This is a genomic window from Micromonospora sp. LZ37 (assembly GCF_059359015.1).
In genome coordinates, this window is sequence record NZ_JCADBL010000004.1 from 421,315 (window position 1) to 442,427 (window position 21,113).

At 73.5% G+C, this 21,113-nt stretch carries 18 protein-coding genes and 1 pseudogene; 4 read left to right on the plus strand and 15 right to left on the minus strand.

The annotated features are described in order from the left end of the window. Window positions 1–44: 44 nt before the first annotated feature. From AC5L3Z_RS12125 to AC5L3Z_RS12135, 3 genes are all read right to left on the minus strand, one after another. Window positions 45–1,718, minus strand: a complete 1,674-nt coding sequence (locus AC5L3Z_RS12125; RefSeq protein WP_494841626.1) for a monocarboxylic acid transporter — start codon at window positions 1,716–1,718, stop codon at window positions 45–47. Continuing rightward, a complete protein-coding gene (locus tag AC5L3Z_RS12130) occupies window positions 1,696–2,067 on the minus strand; it encodes a DUF485 domain-containing protein (protein WP_334615595.1) in 372 nt (123 codons plus the stop codon). Before AC5L3Z_RS12130 ends, AC5L3Z_RS12125 begins: the two co-directional genes overlap by 23 nt. 177 nt (window positions 2,068–2,244) lie before the next feature. Then, on the minus strand, window positions 2,245–3,000 hold the full coding sequence (locus AC5L3Z_RS12135) for a flavin reductase family protein (protein WP_494841700.1): 756 nt from the start codon (window positions 2,998–3,000) through the stop codon (window positions 2,245–2,247). Between the two features lie 714 nt (window positions 3,001–3,714). On the opposite strand from AC5L3Z_RS12135, the gene AC5L3Z_RS12140 reads away from it, so the two are divergent. Continuing rightward, window positions 3,715–3,912 (plus strand): DUF397 domain-containing protein, encoded by a 198-nt coding sequence (locus tag AC5L3Z_RS12140; protein WP_494841627.1) that lies wholly within the window; start codon window positions 3,715–3,717, stop codon window positions 3,910–3,912. Between the two features lie 173 nt (window positions 3,913–4,085). Here AC5L3Z_RS12140 and AC5L3Z_RS12145 read toward each other — a convergent pair whose 3' ends face one another. From AC5L3Z_RS12145 to AC5L3Z_RS12175, 7 genes are all read right to left on the minus strand, one after another. Continuing rightward, the gene (locus AC5L3Z_RS12145; RefSeq protein WP_494841701.1) at window positions 4,086–5,753 is read right to left on the minus strand and encodes an ABC transporter permease; all 1,668 of its coding nucleotides are present in this window, start codon (window positions 5,751–5,753) and stop codon (window positions 4,086–4,088) included. A 17-nt stretch (window positions 5,754–5,770) separates the two neighbouring features. Then, window positions 5,771–6,532, minus strand: a complete 762-nt coding sequence (locus AC5L3Z_RS12150; RefSeq protein WP_494841628.1) for an ABC transporter ATP-binding protein — start codon at window positions 6,530–6,532, stop codon at window positions 5,771–5,773. Window positions 6,533–6,657: 125 nt separating this feature from the next. Continuing rightward, window positions 6,658–8,298: a sodium/solute symporter gene (locus AC5L3Z_RS12155; RefSeq protein WP_494841629.1), complete on the minus strand. Its 1,641-nt coding sequence runs from the start codon at window positions 8,296–8,298 to the stop codon at window positions 6,658–6,660. Between the two features lies 1 nt (window position 8,299). Further along, complete coding sequence (locus AC5L3Z_RS12160; RefSeq protein WP_494841630.1) at window positions 8,300–8,746, minus strand: DUF485 domain-containing protein; 447 nt, start codon at window positions 8,744–8,746, stop codon at window positions 8,300–8,302. 71 nt (window positions 8,747–8,817) lie between these two features. Then, the gene (locus AC5L3Z_RS12165; RefSeq protein ID WP_494841631.1) at window positions 8,818–10,623 is read right to left on the minus strand and encodes a DUF4153 domain-containing protein; all 1,806 of its coding nucleotides are present in this window, start codon (window positions 10,621–10,623) and stop codon (window positions 8,818–8,820) included. Beyond that, window positions 10,620–11,621 (minus strand): HAMP domain-containing sensor histidine kinase, encoded by a 1,002-nt coding sequence (locus AC5L3Z_RS12170; protein WP_494841702.1) that lies wholly within the window; start codon window positions 11,619–11,621, stop codon window positions 10,620–10,622. Before AC5L3Z_RS12170 ends, AC5L3Z_RS12165 begins: the two co-directional genes overlap by 4 nt. Window positions 11,622–11,689: 68 nt before the next feature. Beyond that, entirely contained in the window at window positions 11,690–12,367 is a 678-nt protein-coding gene (locus tag AC5L3Z_RS12175; protein WP_494841632.1) for a response regulator transcription factor, read from the minus strand. Window positions 12,368–12,557: 190 nt separating this feature from the next. Here AC5L3Z_RS12175 and AC5L3Z_RS12180 point away from each other — a divergent pair, with 190 nt between their 5' ends. Further along, window positions 12,558–13,079 (plus strand): RNA polymerase sigma factor, encoded by a 522-nt coding sequence (locus tag AC5L3Z_RS12180; RefSeq protein WP_334527777.1) that lies wholly within the window; start codon window positions 12,558–12,560, stop codon window positions 13,077–13,079. Further along, window positions 13,066–14,271: a WD40/YVTN/BNR-like repeat-containing protein gene (locus AC5L3Z_RS12185; protein WP_494841633.1), complete on the plus strand. Its 1,206-nt coding sequence runs from the start codon at window positions 13,066–13,068 to the stop codon at window positions 14,269–14,271. The genes AC5L3Z_RS12180 and AC5L3Z_RS12185 overlap by 14 nt, the downstream gene beginning before the upstream one ends. Window positions 14,272–14,313: 42 nt before the next feature. Here AC5L3Z_RS12185 and AC5L3Z_RS12190 read toward each other — a convergent pair whose 3' ends face one another. The 5 genes from AC5L3Z_RS12190 to AC5L3Z_RS12210 form a co-directional block, all read right to left on the minus strand. Beyond that, complete coding sequence (locus AC5L3Z_RS12190) at window positions 14,314–14,964, minus strand: DUF5701 family protein (RefSeq protein ID WP_494841634.1); 651 nt, start codon at window positions 14,962–14,964, stop codon at window positions 14,314–14,316. A gap of 159 nt (window positions 14,965–15,123) precedes the next feature. Beyond that, complete coding sequence (locus tag AC5L3Z_RS12195; RefSeq protein ID WP_494841635.1) at window positions 15,124–15,885, minus strand: LytR/AlgR family response regulator transcription factor; 762 nt, start codon at window positions 15,883–15,885, stop codon at window positions 15,124–15,126. A 35-nt stretch (window positions 15,886–15,920) separates the two neighbouring features. After that, window positions 15,921–17,144: a sensor histidine kinase gene (locus AC5L3Z_RS12200; RefSeq protein WP_494841636.1), complete on the minus strand. Its 1,224-nt coding sequence runs from the start codon at window positions 17,142–17,144 to the stop codon at window positions 15,921–15,923. A gap of 39 nt (window positions 17,145–17,183) precedes the next feature. Then, complete coding sequence (locus AC5L3Z_RS12205; RefSeq protein WP_494841703.1) at window positions 17,184–18,755, minus strand: sugar transferase; 1,572 nt, start codon at window positions 18,753–18,755, stop codon at window positions 17,184–17,186. 267 nt (window positions 18,756–19,022) lie between these two features. After that, entirely contained in the window at window positions 19,023–19,883 is an 861-nt protein-coding gene (locus tag AC5L3Z_RS12210) for an Fpg/Nei family DNA glycosylase (RefSeq protein WP_494841637.1), read from the minus strand. A gap of 136 nt (window positions 19,884–20,019) precedes the next feature. On the opposite strand from AC5L3Z_RS12210, the pseudogene AC5L3Z_RS12215 reads away from it, so the two are divergent. Then, window positions 20,020–21,046 (plus strand): annotated as a pseudogene (locus AC5L3Z_RS12215) (glycosyltransferase family 4 protein); the annotation flags it as partial. Window positions 21,047–21,113: the final 67 nt, after the last annotated feature.

The window sequence follows — 21,113 nt, forward strand, 5'->3', positions numbered from 1 at the left end:
CCCCCGACGCGTCCGCGTCGAGAGCCCCGGCCGGGTACCGCAGGTCAGTGTGCTCCCGCCCCGGTGAGGGCGCGCACCTCCAGCTCCGCGTACTTCTTCTCGTCGTGCTCCTTGGAGATGACGGTGCCGATCCACCCGCACAGGAAGCCGAACGGGATGGAGAGGATGCCCGGGTTGGACAGCGGGAACCACTGCCAGTCCTGGTCGGGGAACATCGAGGTCGGCGCGCCGGAGACCACCGGTGAGAAGAACACCAGGAACACGGCGGCCAGCAGTCCGCCGTAGATGGCCCAGACCGCTCCCGAGGTGTTGAACCGCTTCCAGAAGAGGCTGTAGAGGATCGCCGGCAGGTTGCCCGACGCGGCCACCGCGAAGGCCAGCGCCACCAGGAAGGCCACGTTCAGGCTCTGCGCGAAGATGGACAGGACGATCGAGACCGCACCGATGGCCAGCGCGGAGACCCGGGCGACGGTCACCTCCTGCCGCTCGGAGGCCTGGCCGTTCTTCATCACGTTGGCGTAGAAGTCGTGCGCCAGGCTCGACGACGACGCCAGGGTCAGCCCGGCCACCACGGCCAGGATGGTGGCGAAGGCGACCGCCGCGATGATCGCCAACAGGGTCGCCCCACCCAGGTCGCCGCCGAGGAAGTCGATGCCCAGCGCCTCGGCCAGCTGTGGCGCGGCGGTGTTGCCCGCCTTGTCCTGGGCGGTGATCGCGCTGCTGCCGACCAGCGCCGCGGCGCCGAAGCCGAGCGCCAGGGTGAGCAGGTAGAAGGTGCCGATGATGCCGATCGCCCAGAGCACGCTCTTGCGGGCCGCCTTGGCGGTCGGGACGGTGTAGAAGCGGATCAGGATGTGCGGCAGGCCGGCCGTGCCGAGCACCAGCGCGATGCCGAGCGAGAGCAGGTCGACCTTGTTGTAGAAGGTCTGGGTCGAGTTGCCGGCCACCTCGACGCCGTAGCGCAGCCCGGGTTCGAGGAAGTTGCTGCCCTTGCCGGAGGCGGCGGCGGCGTCGCCGAGCAGCGACGACAGGTTGAACTTGTACTTCGCCAGCACCAGCAGCGTCATCACCAGCGCGCCGCCCATCAGCAGGAACGCCTTGACGATCTGCACGTAGGTGGTGCCCTTCATGCCGCCCACCGTGACGTAAATGATCATCAGGGCGCCGACCATGATGATGGTGGCGACCTTGGCGGTGTCGGCGTCCATGCCGAGGAAGGTCGTCCCCGGCTTGATCCCGAGCAGCAGCGCCACCAGCGCGCCCGCGCCCACCATCTGGGCCAGCAGATAGAAGATCGACACCGTGATGGTGGAGACCGCCGCGGCGGTACGCACCGGCCGCTGGCGCATCCGGAAGGCCAGCACGTCGGCCATCGTGTACCGACCCGAGTTGCGCAGCAGTTCGGCGACCAGCAGCAGCGCCACCAGCCAGGCGACCAGGAATCCGATCGAGTAGAGGAAGCCGTCGTAGCCGTAGAGGGCGATGATGCCGGCGATGCCGAGGAACGAGGCGGCCGACATGTAGTCGCCGCCGATCGCCATGCCGTTCTGGAAACCGGAGAAGGACCGGCCGCCGGCGTAGAAGTCGGTGGCGGTCTTGGTCTGCCGGCTGGCCCAGATGGTGATGGCCAGGGTCACCGCCACGAAGACCAGGAAGAGCGTGATGGTCAGGTTGCGGGCGGTGGTGCTGCCCGCCTCAGCCGCGAGGACCGTGTTCATGGTTCACCTCCCCCATCTCGGCGCGGATCCGGTCGGCGACCGGGTCGATCCTCCGGTCGGCGTACCGGGAGTAGAGCCAGGCGATCACGAAGGTCGAGACGAACTGGAGCAGGCCGAAGACGAGGGCGATGTTGATGTTGCTGCCGAAGAGCTTCGTGCCCATGAAGTCCCGCGCGTAGGCGGAGAGGATCACGTAGAGCGCGTACCACAGGAAGAACGCGACGGTCATCGGGAAGACGAAGCCGCGCAACGCGCGACGCAACCCGGCGAACTCGTCCGACCGTTGTACGGCGAGATACCGCTCGGCTGCCGACTCGGCGGGGGCGGACGCGGGTGTGTCCGTGGACATCTGTGGATCACCACCTTCACAGGCATGGGGAGTTTCGCGCACCGTAAGGAGCGCGCTCCCCTCCACGGAAGGCCGAGATCGGGCCCGGTCGGCGGGTGCGCCGAACGGTCTGCCGGCTGCGCCGAGTGACGCACGTCACTTCGACGAGCGGTCCGCCGGGTGGTGGGTGCCGGGCCGTCAGGTCAGCCCGTGGTACCGACCCCGGTAGTGCAGCAGCGGCATGGTCTCCTCGGTCAGGTCGACGGCCTCGATGGTGGCCTCGACCAGCAGGCCCCAGCCGTACTCCCGGGCGGTGTCGAGCCGGCAGCCGGCCCACCCGCCGGCGTCGCTGGGGACCGGGCCGTAGGGGGTGTCGAGCCATTCACCGGTGGCGAAGAGGCCGCCCGGGGAGGGGAAGAGGCCGGCGAACCGGTCGGCGAGCTGCCGGTGCGGCGGCCCCAGCGGCGCCACCGCGAACCGTCCGGCCTCCTCCACCGCCGCCCACAGGTCCGACTCCGGGTCGATCAGCCCGAGCAGCCGGTCCGGCTCCCCCTCGGCGACCAGGGTGGACGAGACGGTCAGCCCCGCCGGACCCGGCGCCGTCCAGAGGGTCACCGGCGCCGCCAGCCGACCCCGCAACCGGCGTACGGGTGAGCGCTGCCCGGCGGGCACCGCGAACGGGTCGGTGTGGTGGATCTCGGCACCCGGCTCATGATTCACGTGAAACATTGTGCCGCCCCGGGCCCGCGCACAGCCGAGGAAGCGCTTGTGCAGGTCGGCCGGCACCGCCTGCGGGTGGAGGCGCGCAAGTTGGTCACCCGCCTCGGCCATCAGCCCGCCCAGGTACACGAGCAGCGCTGTCCGATCGTGCCGGTACTCGACCAGGAGGCCGAGTCGGGCCGGCTGACACGGCCAGTGCGCGCCGCAGGCCCGGCACCGCCAGAGCGGCCGCATCGGTAGATGCGGCACCCGCCTGCTCATCGCCAGTTCCCGGCCGCGGTCGGCGCGGTGGCGGCCCGCGCGGTGGCGGCCCGTGCGGTGGCGGCCCGTGCGGTGGCGGCTCGCGCGGTGGCGGCTCGCGCGGTGGCGGCTCGCGCGGTGGCGGCTCGCGCGGTGGTGCGTTCGGGCGTGTCGGTGGCCGGAGGCGTGTGCCCCAACGAGCGCGATGACTCAGAGGCATATGGATGACTCAGAGGTATCACCCGAGCGGTGGTCACCACCGTCCGCCGTTCGCCCGCCAGGCCTGCGCCGGAGTCAACCAGCCCGCGCGACCCGGTCGCGGCAGGGCCACCCTCGGCGCGGTCGCCCACGCCGGCGGCTGGTTCGGCCGGCCCGCCGATTCCTGCGGCGCCCTCGCGCCCGGCACGCCGGTCGCCGGCGCCACCTTCCTCCTCCGGTACGACCACAGCGCGGCGTTCCTGCGGCGGATGAACCCGAACATCGCTGACTTCCTCCCGGTCTCGGGGGTCGCCCCGGTCGGGGGAATGACCGGGGCGACCCGACGCAGACCGGCCGCCGGGTCGACGCCTCCACCGGCCGGGCCGCGCGTCCTCCACCCTGGACGGCGGACCGGTCGCGGGGGAGGACGCCAGGGCTTACTAGCCTGCTCGGCGAAGCACTGTCCACAGGCGCCTCGCTGGATCTGATCCGAAAGCTGAAGGTGACGCCATGACGATCGTCAAGCCGTGCTGGCGCACATCCAGCCGCTCGACAGACTCCGGTGGAAACTGTGTCGAGGTGGCGGACAATCTGCCCGGCGTGGTGCTGGTGCGCGACAGCAAGGACCGCGCCGGCGCGGCCCTCAGCTTCGCCCCCGACGCCTGGCGCTCGTTCGTCGCCCACGCCCGCTCCGGCCGCCTCGACTGACAGGGCCCCTGGAAGATCGCGCTCGATCCTGGAAGTAGTGGCCTCGGACTCGCGGTGAGACCACTCTTTCCAGGATCGAGCGCGATCTTGGGGCGGTCGGCGGTCGGCGACGGGCGACCGGCGACGGGCGACCGGCGACGGGCCGACCGGCGACGGGCGACCGGCGGCGCGGGTCAGCGGCGCGGGGTGACGGTGGCCAGCAGTTCCGGTGCCCGGCGGTCCAGCACGTCCCCGGCCAGGTAGGCGCCGAGCAGCGCCGCACCCGTCCCGTACGCCGCGCCCAGCGGCAGGGCCAGCCAGAGCCAGGCCTCCCCGAGCAGCGCCGCGGCCACCACCAGCGGCATCCCGGCCGCCGCCGAGCCGAGCATGGACAGCAGGGTGAGGAAGCTCCGCGCCACCCCCGCCCCGGTGTTCATCGCGAACGGGTTGCTCGTCTCCGGCAGCGAGTACGCCCCGAGCACCGACAGGAACGAGTTGATCGCCAACCCGGCCCCGTACGAGGCGAGCAGGGCGCCGGCGGCGACCCCGACCCACCCGGGCCGCCCCAGCACCACGGCGGTCAACACCGAGACCACGCCCAGCATCGGTACGACGTACACCGAGAAGGCCGCCATCCGGGCGCCCAGCTCCAGCCGGCCCGACACCCCGGCGACGACGTTCGCCGCGTACGCGCTGCCGTCGAAGCCGAACTGGTTGGCCAGGGTCACCGCGGCGAGCACCCCGACGAAGAGCATCGAGAGGCTGAGCAGCACCGGTGACGGTTCATCGGCGCCCGGGAAGCCCTCCCCGGCGGGGCCGACCGTGAAGCCCGAGCCCCCGATGTTGACCATCACCGGCACGAAGACACCCACCACCGCGACGGTGATCAGGTTGGCCCGCCGCCGGGCGTCCCGCCACCAGTAGCGGCACTCGCGGGCCACCAGCGCGCCGAACCGGTCCCGGCCGGCCCAGCCGAGCACCCGGGGGAAGAGCTGCGCGACCGCGCCGCCCGCCGGGCCGCGCCGCTCCTTCGCCGGGGTGCCGGTCTCCGCCCCGACCATCGCCGACTCCAGCGACCGGGACCACCAGAACAGCAGCAGGCCGATGGTGGCGGCGGTGATCAGCAGCTTGACCGGCACCGCCCAGCCCCGACCCTCCGCCACGTCGACGCCGACGGTCCACGGCGCGCCGAACGGCGTCCAGCCCACCACCCGGGCCACGCCGGTGAGCCGGTCCCAGTCCGCCTCCCGCACCGCCGCCAGCCCCAGGATCTGGAGCGGCCCGAGCAGGGCGGCGACCACCGCCAGCAGCACGGCGGCCAGGTCCTTCACCCGCCGGGACCGCAGCATGGTGGCGAACGCGCTGGTCACCGCGCGACTGGCGGCGACGCAGAGCAGCAGGCCGGCGACCGCGCCGATCGCGGCGACCAGGCCGGCGGGCCAGCCGCCCAGCGCGACGGCGGTGACCACCAGCCCGCCGAGCGCGATCAGCACGGTGACCACCGGGACGCTCACCAGCGCCGCCGCGAACAACCCGGTGACCAGGGTGCGACGGGTCAGCGGCAGCAGCGCGAACCGGGCCGGGTCGAGCGTCTCGTCCACGCCGAAGAAGACCAGCGGCAGCAGCAGCCAGCCCAGCACCAGGATTCCGCCCCCGAACGCGGCGGTCAGCAGCGCGTACCGCGGCTCGTCGGCGAAGCCCGGCGCGGCGAGCGCCAGGAAACCGCTGGCGGCGAACCAGAGGCCGACCAGGATCCCGGCCACGAACATCGCGATCCGCCAGCCCTGGCCGCGGAAGTTGTTGCCGATCACCCGCAGCTTCAGCCGGACGAAGTGCCGGGCGGTGACCGGCCGGGCCGGCATCGTCGAGGGGCTCCCCACTACAGCCACGCCAGCTCCTCGCCGGTCGCCGTCCGACCACCGACCACCTCGACGAAGACCTCCTCCAGGGAACGGTCGCCGCCGCGGACCTCGTCGAGCGTGCCCACCCGCTTGATGGTGCCCTCGGCGAGGATCGCGACGTGCGAGCAGAGCCGCTCGACGACCTCCATCACGTGGCTGGAGAAGACCACCGTGCCGCCGCCGCCGACGTACCGCTGGAGGATGTCCCGGATCAGCGCGGCGGAGACCGGGTCGACCGCTTCGAACGGCTCGTCCAGCACCAGCAGCCGGGGCCCGTGCAGCAGCGCGCAGGCCAACCCGATCTTCTTCTTCATGCCGGCGGAGTAGTCCACCACGAGGGTGCGGCCGGCGTCGGTGAGCGCCAGCACGTCGAGCAGTTCCGTCGCCCGCTGGTCGATCACCGCCGGGTCCATCCCGCGCAGCAGACCGTGGTACGCCAGCAGCTCCGCTCCGCTCAACCGGTCGAAGAGCCGTACCCCGTCCGGCATCACCCCGAGCAGCCGCTTCGCGCCCACCGGGTCGGCCCAGACGTCGTGCCCCAGCACCCAGGCCCGCCCGTGATCGGGGCGGAGCAGCCCGACCGCCATCGACAGGGTGGTGGTCTTGCCGGCCCCGTTCGGACCGAGCAGCCCGTAGAAGGAACCAGCGGGAACGTCCAGGTCGACGCCGGCCACCGCGACCTTGCTGTCGAACCGCTTCGCCAGACCACGCAGCGCCAGCGCGGAGTGCTCACCAGTCATGGGTCTGACCGTATCCGCCCGTTGCCAGTGATCGGTCCCGCCCGTGGACGACGTCGCCCTCCTCCTTCAGCAGGAGACGGCGCGGGATTCCCGGTCGCACCGGAGGCGTCAACCGTGGACCGTCCTCACAGCCGCAGCGCCTCCGGGGCGTGCAGCCGGAGCATGGTGGCCCCCACGTCGGCCGGGGCCCGGCGTCGGGTCGCCATCGAGACGACCACCATCACGGTGAAGGCCAGCGGCACCGTCCAGGCGGCCGGCTGCGCGGTGAGCGTGGCCGGCCAGCCGGACAGCGGCGGGCCGAGCACGGTGACCAGCACCGCCCCGACCGCCGCGCCGCCGCCGACCAGCACCCCGGCGGCGGCGCCCAGGTCGGTCAGCCCACGCCACCAGATTCCGAGCACCAGCAGCGGGCAGAAGCTCGACGCGGCCACCGCGAAGGCCAGCCCCACCACCTGCGAGACGTTCAGCCCGGAGACGTTCAGCGCGAGCACCGCGGGTACCCCGCCGGCGAGCACCGTGGCCAGCCGGAAGCCGCGGACCGAGCCGCGCCCGAGCACGTCCGTGGAGATCACCCCGGCGACGCTGGTGAGCAGCCCCGACGAGGTGGAGAGGAAGGCCGCGAACGCCCCGGCGGCGACCAGCGCGGCGAGCAGCCGGCCGGTGGTGCCGTCACCGAGCGCCGCCCCGGGCAGCAGCACCACCACCGCGTCGGTCTGACCGCTCACCAGCAGCTGCGGGGTGTAGATCCGGCCGAGCACGCCGTACAGGGTGGGCAGCAGGTAGAAGACGCCGACCAGGGCGAGCACCACCAGGGTGGTCCGCCGGGCGGCCGCCCCGTCCGGATTGGTGTAGAAGCGCACCAGCACGTGCGGCAGCCCCATGGTGCCCAGGAACGTCGCCAGGATCAGCGAGTACGTGGCGAACAGGCCGCGGTCGTCGTCCCCGGCGGCGCTGGGCAGCAGCCAGTCCGCCGCGTCGGTGGCCACCCCGGAGACCTCCGGCACCGGGTCGCCCGCCGCGAAGGTCAGCTCGTCGCCGGGGCGTACCTCCCGGGTGGTGCCGTCGGGGAAGGTGAGGGCCGCGCGGTGCTCGACCACGACGGTGGTCGCGGTCCGGAACGCCGGCCCGTCGGGCGGGGTCACCGCCGGGCGGGCGTCGGCCTGCCACTGCAACGCCAGGAAGATCGCGGGTACGGCCAGCGCGGTCAGCTTCAACCAGTACTGGAACGCCTGCACGAAGGTGACCGCCCGCATCCCGCCGAGCGCCACGTTCGCCGTCACCACGGCCGCGACCAGCAGCGCCCCCACCGGGTACGGCGACCCGGCCACCGTGGCCAGGGTCAGCCCGGCGCCCTGCAACTGCGGCACCAGATAGAGCCAGCCGATGAAGATCACGAAGACGGTGGCGAGGATGCGCAGCCGGCGCGACCCGAGCCGCAGCTCGCAGAAGTCGGGCAGGGTGAACGCGCCGGAGCGGCGCAGCGGCGCGGCCACGAAGAGCAGCAGCGCCAGGTAGCCGGCGGCGAAGCCGACCGGGTACCAGAGCACGTCCACGCCGTACCTGAGGATCAGGCCGGCGATGCCCAGGAAGCTCGCCGCCGACAGGTACTCCCCGCCGATCGCGGCGGCGTTCCAGCTCGGGCTGATCGCCCTGGAGGCGACCAGGAAGTCGGAGGTGGTCCGGGCCAGCCGCAGCCCGTAGAAGCCGATCCCGAGGGTGACCAGGGTGACCGCCACGATCGCCGGGACCACGAAGCCGTTGCCCATCTCAGTGCTCCGGCCGCTGGACCAGGTCGGTGAAGTCCTGCTCGTTGCGCTCGGCCAGCCGCACGTACGCCCACCCCACGGCGATCAGGAACGGGAAGGAGGCCAGCCCGAGCAGCAGCCAGGGCAGGTTGACGCCGAGCACAGTGACCCGGCCGACGGCGGGCGCGATCGCGAAGAGCCAGGGGAGGCCACCGAGCCCGATCAGCACCACCAGGCTCATCCGCAGCGCCAGCGCGAGCTGCGCCCGGACCAGCCCCCGGACGAGCGCCTCACCGACCCGGGTCTGCTGGGTCAGCTCGGTGCGGGTCCGTTCGGCACGGCTGTCCCGGCGGGACACCTCGGCCAGCACGACCCGGGTACGCCCGGACTGTTCCGCCGGCCGCCGGACGGGCGCCGGGGCGGCCGGTGCGGGCCGCCCCGGCGCGCGCGGTTCACCGGCTCCGGTCATCCCGGCAGTCTCGCCCGATCACCGGGAATGTCAAGGGCGCCCACCCTCTCGCCCGGCGGCGGGCGCCCGGATCACCACCCCGGCGGGCGGCAGCCGGCCGCCTCCACCGGACGCCGGGCGAGTATGGCCCGGGCCTGCGACCGCCCGACGTTCGCGGCCCGCCAGCCGTCGGCGGGGAGTTCGGCCGCGATCCACCGCAGCGCGCAGGAGCGCACCGGTTCGGGCAGCCGGTCCAGCGCCGGTACGGCGTCCGCGGAGAGCCCGGAGAGGTAGTGCACGTCCAGCCGCTCGGTCCGCAGGTACCGGTCGACGTTGCGTTCGGCGATGAACCGGTCGGGGTCGACCGCCGCCAACCCGAGCAGCGCGACCACCGCCGCGGCCAGCACCAGCCTCGGCAACCAACCGGCCCGCAGCCGGATCGTGGCCGCCCCGACCAGCACGAAGAGCAGCCCGAGCCAGAGTTCGACGGTCGCCACCACGAGCCGCAGCCGGGTCGCCCCGTACGCGTCGGCGTAGACCTGCATCCGGTACAGCGCCGAGGCGACCACGATCAGGCTGAGCGCGGCGAGGGCGCCGATCAGCAGCCGGACCAGGATCCGGTCGGCGCGGGTGCGGCGGGGCGCCCAGCGGAAGACGCCGGCGATCACCAGCAGGGTGAGCGCGGAGACGGCGAGCAGCTGCCAGAAGCCGCCGCGGGCGTACTCCGCGTAGGTGAGCCCGGCGGTGCGCAGCACGTGGCCGGAGCCGCCGAAGAGCACGGCGAGCTGCACCAGTACGAAGGCGGCGAAGAGCGCGTCGAGCAGGGCCAGCGGCAGGGCCCACTCCAGCCGGTGGACCGTCCGGCCCGGCGTCACGGCCAGGCCGTCCAGGTCCGGCGGCGCGGCCAGCAGGTACGCCCCGCCGAGCAGGGCCGCGCCGACCAGGAGCAGGCGGAGGACCCAACCGGTCACGCCCGCGGTGGAGATGTCCGGCAGCAGGTCGGCGAGGAGGCCGGCGAAGACCGCGTCGGCGGAGGAGAAGAGCAGCCCGAAGAGGCCGAGCAGCCCCGCCGTGACGGCCACCGTGGCGAGGCTCCGCCCGACGCTCGGACCGCCCGGACGGGACCGGGGCAGCCCCCGCGCCGCCCAGGGCAGGGCCCGCATGGTCGCGGCCGGCGGCAGCAGGCCGGCCAGCAGCATCCCCGGCACGGTACGACCACCCGCCACGGCCAACGTGCCGGTGACGACGGCGGCGAGCAGGCAGAGCACGAAGAGCCAGCCGGCGGCCCGGGCCGTACCCACCCCGACCAGGGCGAGCGTGGCCGCCGTCCAGGCCAGCCGGACCGCCCGCCCCGGCGCCCCCGTGGCGCCGGGACGGACGACCGCGCCGCCCCCCGTGGTGCTGCTTTCGCCGGGCACGCCGGTTGTCGCCGCGGACCCACTCGTCGATCCGGTGGCCGCCGCCGGCCCCGTCGCCGGGAGGGGCGGTGACCCGGGCGCGCCCGGCTGGGCCGGCTGGTTTGGCTGGGCCGGCTGAGTCGGCGGGGCCGGCTGAGTCGGCTGAGCTGGCTGGTCCGGCTGGCCTGGCTGGGTCGGATCCGGCGGCGGTGCGGCCGGCGTCGCCGGCCGGGGCCGGACGGTGGCCGCCGTGCCGAGGGCGCCGGCACCGGCCAGGGCCGCCACCAGCCAGCCGAGTCCGGGCCGGTCCAGCGGCACGACCGACGCGGTGGTCCCGGCGGCGACCGTGACCGCGCCGAGCACCAGCGGCCGGGCCGCCCCGGCCGGCCCGGGCCAGCGCCGTGCGAAGAACGAGGGCGGACGGGGCGTGGGCGGTGCCGGGCGGAGAGCGCCGCCGGCCCCCGGGGGCGGTGGGCCGGGCCTCACGGGTGCGCTGGTCATGCCACCTCTTCTCGGATCGGTGCGGTACGGGGAAGGACCACCTGGACGCGGCAGCCGGGCCGCTCGGCGCGGGCCGGCCCGACCGGATCGGTGACCCCGATGGCCCCGCCGTGCAGTTCGACCACCCAGCGGGCGATGGCCAGGCCCAGCCCGGTCCCGCCCCCGGCGGCCCGTTCACCCCGGGTGAACCGTTCGAAGACCCGGGACCGCTCCGCCGGGGGGATGCCCTCGCCCTCGTCGGTGACCTCGACGTGCAGGTGGCCGCCGTGTTCCTCGGCGGTGACCAGCACCGTGCCGCCGGCCGGGCTGTGCCGGGCGGCGTTGTCGAGCAGGTTGGCGAAGACCTGGTGCAGCCGCCACGGGTCGCCCTCCACGGTCAGCGGGGCGGGCAGGTCGCCGAGTCGGAAGCGGACGTCGCGTCCGGTGCCCGCGGCGGTCGCGGTGGCGTGTTCCACCGCCTCGTCGAGGAAGTCGGCGACGTCGATGCGTACCCGGCGCAGGGGGACCACTCCGGCGTCGAGGCGGGACAGGTCGAGCAGGTCGGCGACGAGGTGCCCGAGCCGTTCGGTCTGCGCGAGCGCCCCGCGCAGCGCGGCGGGATCGGCGTCGGCCACCCCGTCGACCAGGTTTTCCAGCACGCCCTGGAGCGCGGTGATCGGGGTGCGCAGCTCGTGCGAGACGTTGGCGATCAGCTCGCGGCGGCGCTGGTCGGCGGCGGCCAGGTCCTCGGCCATCTTGTTGAACGCCTGGGCCAGCTCGCCGACCTCGTCCCGCGAGGTGGCCCGGACCCGGCGGGTGTAGTCGCCGCGGGCCATCGCCCCGGCGGCGGCGGTCATCTCGCGCAGCGGGGAGGTCATCCCGTGCGCCAGCACCTGCGAGGTGACCAGGGCGATGCAGATGACGGTGACCGTCGTCCCCGGTGGCAACCAGCCGATGCCGTACCAGAAGTAGCCGATGGCGACCGTCCAGGAGGCGACCAGCAGGACGCCGAGCTTCATCTTGATCGAGCGGACCGGGTCGAGTGGCCGGGGCAGCACCCGGTTCGCCCAGTCGATCAATTCGCCGATCACGCGGGTACCTCCAGCGCGTATCCGACCCCGTGGACGGTCCGGATCAGGTCGGCGCCGAGCTTGCGGCGCAACGCCTTGACGTGGCTGTCGACGGTGCGGGTGCCGGTGCCGTCGGCCCATCCCCAGACGTCGGCGAGCAGCCGCTCCCGGGGCAGCACCGCGCGGGGCCGCCCGGCGAGGTGGACCAGCAGGTCGAACTCGGTCGGGGTGAGGTGCACCTCGACGCCGCCCTTGACCACCCGGCGTTCGCTGGGGCTGATCTCGATGTCGCCGAGCCGTACGCCGGCCGGTGGCGCGCTCGCCGCCCGGTCCATCCGGCGCAGCAGCACGTGCACCCGGGCCGCCAGTTCGCGCATGGAGAACGGCTTGGTCAGGTAGTCGTCGGCGCCGACGGCCAACCCGACGAGCAGGTCGTTCTCGTCGTCGCGGGCGGTGAGCATCAGCACCGGCACGGGCCGGTCGGCCTGGATCCGCCGGCACACCTCCAGGCCGTCGAAGCCCGGCAGCATGACGTCGAGTACGACGAGGTCGTGCCGCCCGCCGCGGAACCGGGCGACGGCGCTCGGGCCGTCGGCGGCGATGTCCACCGTGAAACCCTCGGCGCGCAGGCGGGCCGCCACCGCATCGGCGATGGCCCGTTCGTCCTCGACCACCAGTACCCGGCGTTCGTTCATGGTCCCCGACTGTAGGGAGCGGGCGTGGAGATCGGTGGGGGGCGTTGTGAACAACCTGTGGAGAACGCCTCACTCCTGTGGATAACCCGGTGGATGAGCGCGGTTCGTTGTGGACGACGGGCGAACTGACCACGTCACCGGAACCTTCCGCCCCGCCGAGGAGTGGGACAGGTGGAGAAGGGAGGTGACGGTGTCCGACGGTGATCTGATCTCCGAGCTGTACGCCGGCTGTTTCCGGCGGCTGGTGGTCCAGCTCTACGCGGTGACCGGTGACCTGAGCGAGGCCCAGGAGGCGGTCCAGGAGGCTTTCACCCGGGCTCTGGCCGCGCCCGGGCGATTCGCCCGCCTGGACAATCCGGAGGCGTGGCTGCGGCGGGTCGCGGTGAACGTCGCCCGCAGCCGGCATCGGCGGCGACGCGTACTCGACCGGCTGCTGCTCCGGATCGGTCCGCCACCCGCCGTCGCCGACCGCTCACCAGATCACCTGGCCCTGCTGGCCGCGTTGCGGGAGCTGCCCGAGGGGCAGCGACACGCGCTGGCCCTGCACTACCTGGTCGACCTGCCGGTGGATGAGGTCGCGGCGACCCTCGGCGTCTCCGCCGGCACGGTGAAGTCCCGGCTCTCCCGTGGGCGGCAGGCGCTGGCGGCGCTGCTCACCGACTCCGACGTCACCGGCAGTACCAGCACTGGGAGGATCGATGTCCGATCGTGAGTTGTCCGGCTTCGAGGTCGACACGATCGCCGGCGCGGTCCGGCAGCCGCCGCTCGACGAGTTGCGCGCCCTGGCCCGCTCCCGCCGGCACCGGTCGGTTGCGCTGGCGGCGACCGCCCTGGCCCTGCTGGCTGTGGTGGCGGTCGCGCCGCTGGTGGCCCCGCTGGAGCGGTTCGAGTCAGCGGGGCGGCCGCACGGGCCGTCGCCCAGCCCCACCCTGCTCGGCAACCCCGGCGACTTCACGCTGACCGGCCCGGACTCCGGGGTGGATGTGCGCGTCGACGGCTGCGTGCTCCGCTTCGCGCACACCGGCGACGGCGGCCGGACCTGGTCCGACTGGAACGAAGCCCGGTATCAGGCCACCAGATGCCAGCCGGGCCCGGGCGGGCAGGCAGGGAACCTGGACTATTCCGTGCTCGGTGACCGGTTCTATCTGGTGGACGACGGGGGGCTGCTCCGCCTCTCCACCGACTACGGCCGTACCTGGCGGGACGCGAGCCGGGCAATCGTGGGGGTGCGCGCCTTTCCGGCAACCGCCCGACCGGTCTTCTGCCAGTACGACTGTGGGGCGATGGATGAGCCGTTGGCGGTGGACCCGTCGACGGGGAACGTCTACCGGCTCACCGGGAAGCAACCGTCACCGCTTGAGCTCTTCAGCCTCTACCCGGCATCGGACGGCACCATCTGGGCGGCATACCGGACAGGTGTGACGACGACCGGGGCCCGCAGCATCGACCGTGGCGCGACCTGGGAGACCTGGACGACGCCGGCCGGTACGAGCCTCTTCGCGCTGGTGGGTGGCGACGGCCGGGCGGGGTACCAGCTGGTGTCGGCCGCGGACGGCTCGGTGACGCTGGCGCGGAGCACCGATGGTGGGAGGAACTGGTCCACCACCGGCGCCGACCTGCCGACGGGGCCGCACTGGGACCTGACGGTAGGGGTGGACGGGTCCCTGCTGGCGGTCACTCAGACCGGCCCGGAGGGCAACCGGGTGGCGGAAGTCCTGGTCAGTCGGGACAACGGAGGTAGCTTCACGATGGCGCGAGGGAAGGGCCGGCCCGTCGGCTCGGCCAGTGTCGCCCCCGGCTACGCGTGGCTCTTCGGCCGTTACGACGGGTCGAACGGCGAGCCGGACCACTTCGTCCTGACGCGGGACGGGCGTTCCTGGAACCAGTTCCAACTTGCGTTCTGAGTGGTGCGGCGGCGCGGCCGACCGGCCGCGCCGCCGCACCACTCAGGCGAGGCCGACCCGCACCGGGTGGGCGGTGGCCGAGCCGAGCCAGGTGTGCGGGTTGCCGTACCAGCACCAGCCCAGCTTCGGCGCGCCCTGGCTGATCCAGATCGCCGGCACCCGCTTGTCGCCGCAGCGGGAGCCGACCAGCGAGAAGCACTTGTTCTTCGCCAGCGCCTCCGGGTGCAGCGTGACGAACGCGAGCCCCTCGTCGATGGTGAGCGGCAGCCGGCCCTGGCCGGTGATCACCTCCATCGCGGCGGCGGGGGCCAGGTTCAGCGTCTCCTCGCCCCGGTCGACGTCGAAGAGCAGGTACGCCGGCCCGGCCGGCACCTCCAGCTCCTTGATCGGGTCGAAGCGCGGCAGGTCACCCTCGGCGTAGTGCCGGTCGACGATGCCCGGCTTCCGCTTGCCGGCCAGGGTGGTCAGCGCGACCCGGGCCTCGACCGGCACCAGCTCGCGGGTGGTCACCAGCAGGAACGGCACCCGACCCTCGGTCGGCGCGGGCAGGCCCGCCGCCCCGGAGACCGCCGCCGCGCGCAGCGGGGCGACCAGGTCACGGAAGGCATCCTCGGTCAGGTCGGCCAGGGCCGGGTAGCCCAGCTCGACCAGGCGGTCGAGCTGGCGGTCGAATTCGGTAGCGGCGTCGAACACGGCGGCCTCCACTCTCGTACGGAGTACCGTACAGCGTACGACGAAGCGGCCCTATTCCCGAACCACGGAAACGCACGGCCGCGTCCGTACGGGTCGCCGAGCGGATCAGGGCCTGACGGTCGCGGCGGGTACGACGGGCGGGCGGGGCTGGGGCCGGGGTCAGCGGTTCCAGTCCTGCTTCGCCGCCCGGACCAGCCGGTCCTTCAGCTCCCGGGTGTGCCGCCGGCTCACCGGCAGCTCCGCCGAGTCGATCACCACCACGTAACCGGAGTTGACCAGCCGCAGCTCGGCGATCAGCCGCAACTGCACCAGGTACGACCGGTGGATCCGGACGAACCCGGCGTCCGCCCAGCGCTCGGCGAGCGTCGCCAGCGACACCCGCACCAGGTGCGAACCGTCGGCCGTGTGCAGCCGGGCGTAGTCGCCCTGCGCCTCCACCCAGCGCACCGCCGAGCGGGGCAGCATCCGGGTGGTACCGGCCAGCTCGATCGGAATGGTCGGGTCCTCCTCCGCCCGCGCCAGCGCCGCCGGGTGCGAGGGGACCACCCGCGAGCCGATCACCCGGCGCAGCGACTCGGCCAGCCGCTCGGCGCGTACCGGTTTGCGGACGTAGTCGGTGGCGCCCAGGTCGAACGCGTCCACCGCCCCGTCGTCGTAGGCGGTGACGAAGACGATCGCCGGCGGTCGGGCGAACCGGCGCAGCACCCGGGCCAGCTCCATCCCGTCCAGGCCGGGCATCCGGATGTCCAGGAAGACCACGTCCACGTCGGCGTCGCGGAGCACCCGCAGCGCCTCGGTGGCGTCGCCCGCCGTGTGCAGCCGGGCCACCCGCGAGTCGGCCCGCAGGTGGTACGCCAGCTCGTCCAGCGCCGGCGGCTCGTCGTCCACCGCCAGCACCCGGAGAAATCCGGACCCGCTCACCTGTGCCGGCCCCGATGTTCGCTCGCTGCGCTCGCTCACGATCCCGCCCGTACCCCGGGGTGGAACTTCGGCACCCGCAGGCTCACCTTCGTACCCGAGCCGGGGCCGGTCTCGACGACCAGGCCGAAGCGGTCCCCGAAGACCGACCGGAGCCGCTCGTCGACGTTCGAGAGCCCGACGTGCTGGCCGGCGTCCTCGGCCGGGTCGCTGCCGGCCCGGGTCAGCTCGGCGATCCCCGCGGTCAGCGTGGTCGGATCCATCCCCACCCCGTCGTCCTCCACCGTGATGTGGCACTCGGCACCCGCGTCCCGGGCCTCGATGCTCACCATGCCGGTGCCCGGCTTGCGTGACAACCCGTGCCGGACCGCGTTCTCCACCAGTGGCTGGAGGCAGAGGAACGGCAGGGTCACCGGCAGCACCTCCGGGGCGATCTGCAACCGCACCTGCAACCGGTCGCCGAACCGGGCCCGCTCGATGGTCAGGTAGCGGTCGATCGAGCGCAACTCCTCGGCGAGCGTGGTGAACTCGCCGTGCGCCCGGAAGGAGTACCGGGTGAACTCGGCGAACTCCAGGATCAGCTCGCGGGCCCGCTCCGGGTCGGTGCGGACGAACGAGCCGATCGCGGTCAGCGCGTTGTAGATGAAGTGCGGGCTGATCTGCGCGCGCAGCGCCCGGATCTCCGCCCGGGCCAGCCGTTCCCGGGACGAGTCGAGCTCCGCCAGGGCGAGCTGGTTGCCGGCCCAGTGCGCGGTCTCCAGGGTGGCCTGCACCAGGCCGGGCGCCGGTGGGGCGTCGGCGATCGCGACCAGCGCGCCCACCACCCGGCCCTCCGCGGCCAGCGGCGCCACCACCGCGCCCCGGACCGGGCAGTCCACCCGGTCGCAGTGCAGCTCCGACTCGCCCAGCACCGTCGAACGCCCGGTCTCAACCGCCCGCCGGGCCGCCGCGAGCAGCTGGTCAGCGTGGTGCGTGCCGCGCCCGTCCAGGGCCAGCAGCGCCTCCCGGTCCGTCAACGCCAGCCCGACCGCACCCACCAGGGCCCGCAGATGGCGTACGGCCTTCGCCGCGCCCGCCGGGTGCAGGCCCGCGCGCAGCGGCTCGGCGGCCAGGCCGGCGGTGTGCAACACCTCGTAGGTGGCCCGCTGGGTGGCGGTGGCGATGCCCCGTCGGGCGCGCAGCCGGCCCACCGCGTACAGCGCGGCGGCCAGCGCGCTGACCAGTGAGACGACGCCGACGACGGCGGAGAGGTTGCCACCCACCCCGCGATCCTGGCCCCTCCGGGCCGCCGCGCCAAGCCCCTAGTACGCGCCCTTGCGGGCCAGCACCACGCCGACGGTCCGCCACAGGATGCTCAGGTCGTACGCCAGCGACCAGTTGTCGACGTAGTAGAGGTCCAGCCGGACCGCCTCGTCCCAGGACAGGTCGGAGCGGCCGGAGACCTGCCACAGCCCGGTCATGCCCGGCCGGACCAGCAGCCGGCGTCGCACGTCGCCCAGGAAGTCGCCGTCGTCGGCGGGGAGCGGACGCGGCCCCACCAGCGACATCTCCCCCCAGAGCACGTTGATCAACTGGGGCAGCTCGTCCAGCGAGGAGGCGCGCAGGAAGCGGCCCACCGGGAAGACCCGGGGGTCCTGCTTCATCTTGAACAGCATGCCGTCGGTCTCGTTCTGGTCGACCAGGCCGGCCAGCCGGTCCTCGGCGTCGACGTACATGGTGCGGAACTTCCAGACCCGGAAGGTGCGACCCTCGTGACCGACCCGGGGCTGCCGGAAGAAGACCGGACCCGGGTCGGAGAGCCGGATCGCCAGGGTGATGGCCGCGAAGACCGGCATCAGCACCAGCAGGCCCAGCCCGGCCGCGACCCGGTCCAGCAGGCTCTTCATCAGCAGCGCCGGACCCGACAGGGTCGGCTCCTCGACGTAGAGCAGCGGCAGGCCCTCGATCGGCCGGATGTGCACCCGGGGGCCGGCGATGTCGGTCAGCTGCGGGGCGACCACGAGGTCGACCCCGGAGCCCTCCAGCTGCCAGGCCAGCCGGCGCAGTTCGCCCGGCTCGGCGCTGGCCGACCCGCAGACCGCGATGGTGTCCCCGCCGACCTCACGGACCAGCGCGAGGACGTCCCGCCCGGCGTACACCGGCACCGGGGTCTGGATGCCGCGCGCGGCGGCGTACCCGTCGGTGATGTGGATGGCCACCGGCACCAGGCCGGCGTCCGGGTTGCGGGTGACCGCGGTGTAGACCTCCAGGCACTCCGGCAGGGTGCCGACCAGCACCATCCGGTGCCCGGCGTGGCCGGCGCGACGGCGTACCGCGTGCAGCGTGAAGCGGGCGAGCAGCCGGCCGACCAGGATCAGCAGCAGCGCCCCGAGCAGGGCGAAACCCACCGTCCAACGGGAGAGGTCGGTCTTGGTCGCGAACGCGAGGAAGGAGACCGTCGCGGCGACCGCGACCCCACCCCGGATCACCCGCTTGAACTCGTCCGGCCCGAGACCCATGTAGCGCCGGTCGTAGGCCCGGTTGCCCCAGAGGATGACCAGCCAGCCTAGGGGCAGCAGGACGAACGCCACGGTGTAGAACCAGGTGGGGTCCTCCTGGGCGTTGTAGAAGCCGGCCCGCGCCTGGCCGAACGCCTCCTGGGCGCTCCAGTCGGCGAGCACCACGGCGGCGAAGTCGAGCAGCAGCAGCACCATGGTGTACGGGCGGTGCCAGCGCGAGACCCGGCGACGGGCCCGCGCCCACGCCGATCGTGGGACGCCGTTGTGCGACGGCGGTGTCGGCGGCTGGATCTCGAAGCTGTCGACGTGCCGCACGAGTTTGCTCCGGCCTGTGTTGGTTACCGGGCGCTGGAGGCTTGTCGTCACCTCACCCATGTCCTCCCGCATGACACGCGCCGCTCACTCGCCGTGAGGGGCCCGGGTCGCCCACCGTTCCAGTCTCCCACGCGGGCTCAGCACCGGACACGGCCCCGAAGGGCAGCGCGTCTGGACTCGCCAGGCGGGATCCGGCCGGCTCCACGTCAGTTTCGAAGCCGGGGACCGAGCCACTATACCGATGGATGAGGTGCCGGGTAGAGGCGCGGACGGGCACGTTCCACGCGCCCGGGGCGATTCCTCTCCGTAACCGGAGAGTGGCGTCACTCACCGTACGAGGCGCGACAACCGTCGGTCAGCGAGCGGCTTGCCGCCGGTCTGACAGGTCGCGCAGTACTGGAGGCTGGAGTCGGCGAAGGACACCTCCCGCACCGTGTCGCCGCAGACCGGGCAGGGCAGCCCGGTCCGGGCGTGCACCTTCAGCCCGGAGCGCTTCTCACCCTTCAGCTCCGCCGCGCGCTGGCCCACCGAACGGCGGAGCGCGTCGCCGAGGACCGCCCGGGTCGCCGCGTGCAGCGTGGCCAACTGGTCGTCGGTGAGCCGGTCGGTGATCGCGAACGGGGAGAGCTTCGCCGCGTGCAGGATCTCGTCGGAGTACGCGTTGCCGACCCCGGAGAGCACCGCCTGGTCGGTCAGCACCCCCTTGACCTGCCCCCGCCGGCTGCGCATCCGCTCGCTGAAGGTGGCCAGGTCCGCCTCGAGCGCGTCCGGGCCGAGCTTCGCCACCCCGGGCACCTGCGCCGGGTCGCTCACCAGGTACGCCGCGAGCTTCTTCTGGGTGCCCGCCTCGGTCAGGTCGAAGCCGGAGCCGTCGTCGAGGCGTACCCGCAGGGCGATCGGGCCCTTGCCGGGGCGCAGCGGGGTGGTCGACGGGAACGCCTCCCGGTAGTGCAGCCAGCCCGCCCGGGCCAGGTGGACCACCAGGTGCAGGCCGCCGTCGAAGACCACGTCGAGGAACTTGCCGTGCCGCCGGGCGTCCACCACCGCCCGACCGGCCACCGCGTCGGGCGCCGGATCGTACGTCTTGAGGGCGCTGATCGCGGCGACCTCGACCCGGTCGACGCGACGCCCCACCGCGCGCTCACGCAGGTGACCCGCGAGCGCCTCCACCTCCGGTAGTTCGGGCATCAGACAACGGTAGCCTTCTTTCCCGTGAGCGCGAGGCATGAGCTTGCGAGTCCCTGCCGCGAGCGCGAGGAGTGAGCTTGCGAGCCCCGCAGTCGCGAGCAGGAGTCGGTACGACCGCGAACGAAAGGCGAGCTCCGTGAAAATCGTGGTGGCGCACAACCGGTACCGGGAGGCCCAGCCCTCCGGCGAGAACACCATGGTCGACTCGGAGATCGCCCAGCTCACCGCCGCCGGTGTCGAGGTGTTGCCGTTCATCCGCAGCTCGGACGAGATCCCGTCGATGTCCAAGGCGGCGAAGGCGCTGCTGCCCATCTCGCCGATCTGGGCGCCCCGCGCCCAGCAGGACCTGAGCCGCCTGCTCACCGAGCACCGGCCGGACGTGCTGCACCTGCACAACCCGTACCCCCTGATCTCGCCGTGGGTGGTGCGGACCGCGCACCGGCACGGCGTGCCGGTGGTGCAGACGGTGCACAACTACCGGCAGGTCTGCTCGTCGGGGATCTACTTCCGGGACGGCGCGATCTGTCAGGACTGCAAGGGCCGGGCGCTGGGTGTGCCGGCGATCGTGCACCGCTGCTACCGCGACTCGGCGGCGCAGAGCGCGCTGATGGCCACCACCCTGGCGGTGCACCGGGGCACCTGGCGGTCGGTGGACCGGTTCATCGCGCTGACCTCGGCGATCGCCGACCATCTGCGCGACTACGGCATCCCGGACGACCGGATCGTGGTCAAGCCCAACGCCGTGCCCGACCCGGGCGCACCGGCGCCGCTGGGCGACGGCTTCCTCTACATGGCCCGGCTGACCCCGGAGAAGGGGCTCGGCCTGCTGCTGGACGCCTGGCGCCGACACCCGGTGGGTTCCCTCGGCACGCTGCGCGTCGCCGGTGACGGCGAGCTGCGCCCGCTCGTGGAGGCGGCCGCCGCCGAGCGCTCGGACGTGGTCTACCTCGGTCAGCTCGACCGGGCCGGGGTGCGCGCGGCGGTCGAGGCGAGCGCGGTGGTGATCGCCGCCTCGATGTGGCACGACGTGCTGCCCACCGTGATCATCGAGGCGATGGCCAGCGGTCGGCCGGTGCTCGGCACCGCGCTCGGTGGCATCCCGTACCTGGTCGGGGCGGACGGCCCCCGGGAGCCCGCCGGCACCGCGCCGGCCGCCGTTGCCTCCGCCTCCGCCTCCGCCTCTGCCTCCGCCGGTGCCCCTGCCGCCGCCGGTGCCTCCACGGGCAACTC

Excerpts from the sequence above, each read along its gene's own strand:
- AC5L3Z_RS12135 (WP_494841700.1), bottom strand. The coding sequence starts at position 3,000 with ATGCGGCCGCTCTGGCGGTGCCGGGCCTGCGGCGCGCACTGGCCGTGT.
- AC5L3Z_RS12130 (WP_334615595.1), bottom strand. The coding sequence starts at position 2,067 with ATGTCCACGGACACACCCGCGTCCGCCCCCGCCGAGTCGGCAGCCGAG.
- AC5L3Z_RS12175 (WP_494841632.1), bottom strand. The coding sequence starts at position 12,367 with ATGAACGAACGCCGGGTACTGGTGGTCGAGGACGAACGGGCCATCGCC.
- AC5L3Z_RS12140 (WP_494841627.1), top strand. The coding sequence starts at position 3,715 with ATGACGATCGTCAAGCCGTGCTGGCGCACATCCAGCCGCTCGACAGAC.
- AC5L3Z_RS12165 (WP_494841631.1), bottom strand. The coding sequence starts at position 10,623 with ATGACCAGCGCACCCGTGAGGCCCGGCCCACCGCCCCCGGGGGCCGGC.
- AC5L3Z_RS12150 (WP_494841628.1), bottom strand. The coding sequence starts at position 6,532 with ATGACTGGTGAGCACTCCGCGCTGGCGCTGCGTGGTCTGGCGAAGCGG.
- AC5L3Z_RS12210 (WP_494841637.1), bottom strand. The coding sequence starts at position 19,883 with ATGCCCGAACTACCGGAGGTGGAGGCGCTCGCGGGTCACCTGCGTGAG.
- AC5L3Z_RS12170 (WP_494841702.1), bottom strand. The coding sequence starts at position 11,621 with ATGAAGCTCGGCGTCCTGCTGGTCGCCTCCTGGACGGTCGCCATCGGC.
- AC5L3Z_RS12125 (WP_494841626.1), bottom strand. The coding sequence starts at position 1,718 with ATGAACACGGTCCTCGCGGCTGAGGCGGGCAGCACCACCGCCCGCAAC.
- AC5L3Z_RS12155 (WP_494841629.1), bottom strand. The coding sequence starts at position 8,298 with ATGGGCAACGGCTTCGTGGTCCCGGCGATCGTGGCGGTCACCCTGGTC.
- AC5L3Z_RS12185 (WP_494841633.1), top strand. The coding sequence starts at position 13,066 with ATGTCCGATCGTGAGTTGTCCGGCTTCGAGGTCGACACGATCGCCGGC.
- AC5L3Z_RS12160 (WP_494841630.1), bottom strand. The coding sequence starts at position 8,746 with ATGACCGGAGCCGGTGAACCGCGCGCGCCGGGGCGGCCCGCACCGGCC.
- AC5L3Z_RS12205 (WP_494841703.1), bottom strand. The coding sequence starts at position 18,755 with ATGGGTGAGGTGACGACAAGCCTCCAGCGCCCGGTAACCAACACAGGC.
- AC5L3Z_RS12145 (WP_494841701.1), bottom strand. The coding sequence starts at position 5,753 with ATGCCGGCCCGGCCGGTCACCGCCCGGCACTTCGTCCGGCTGAAGCTG.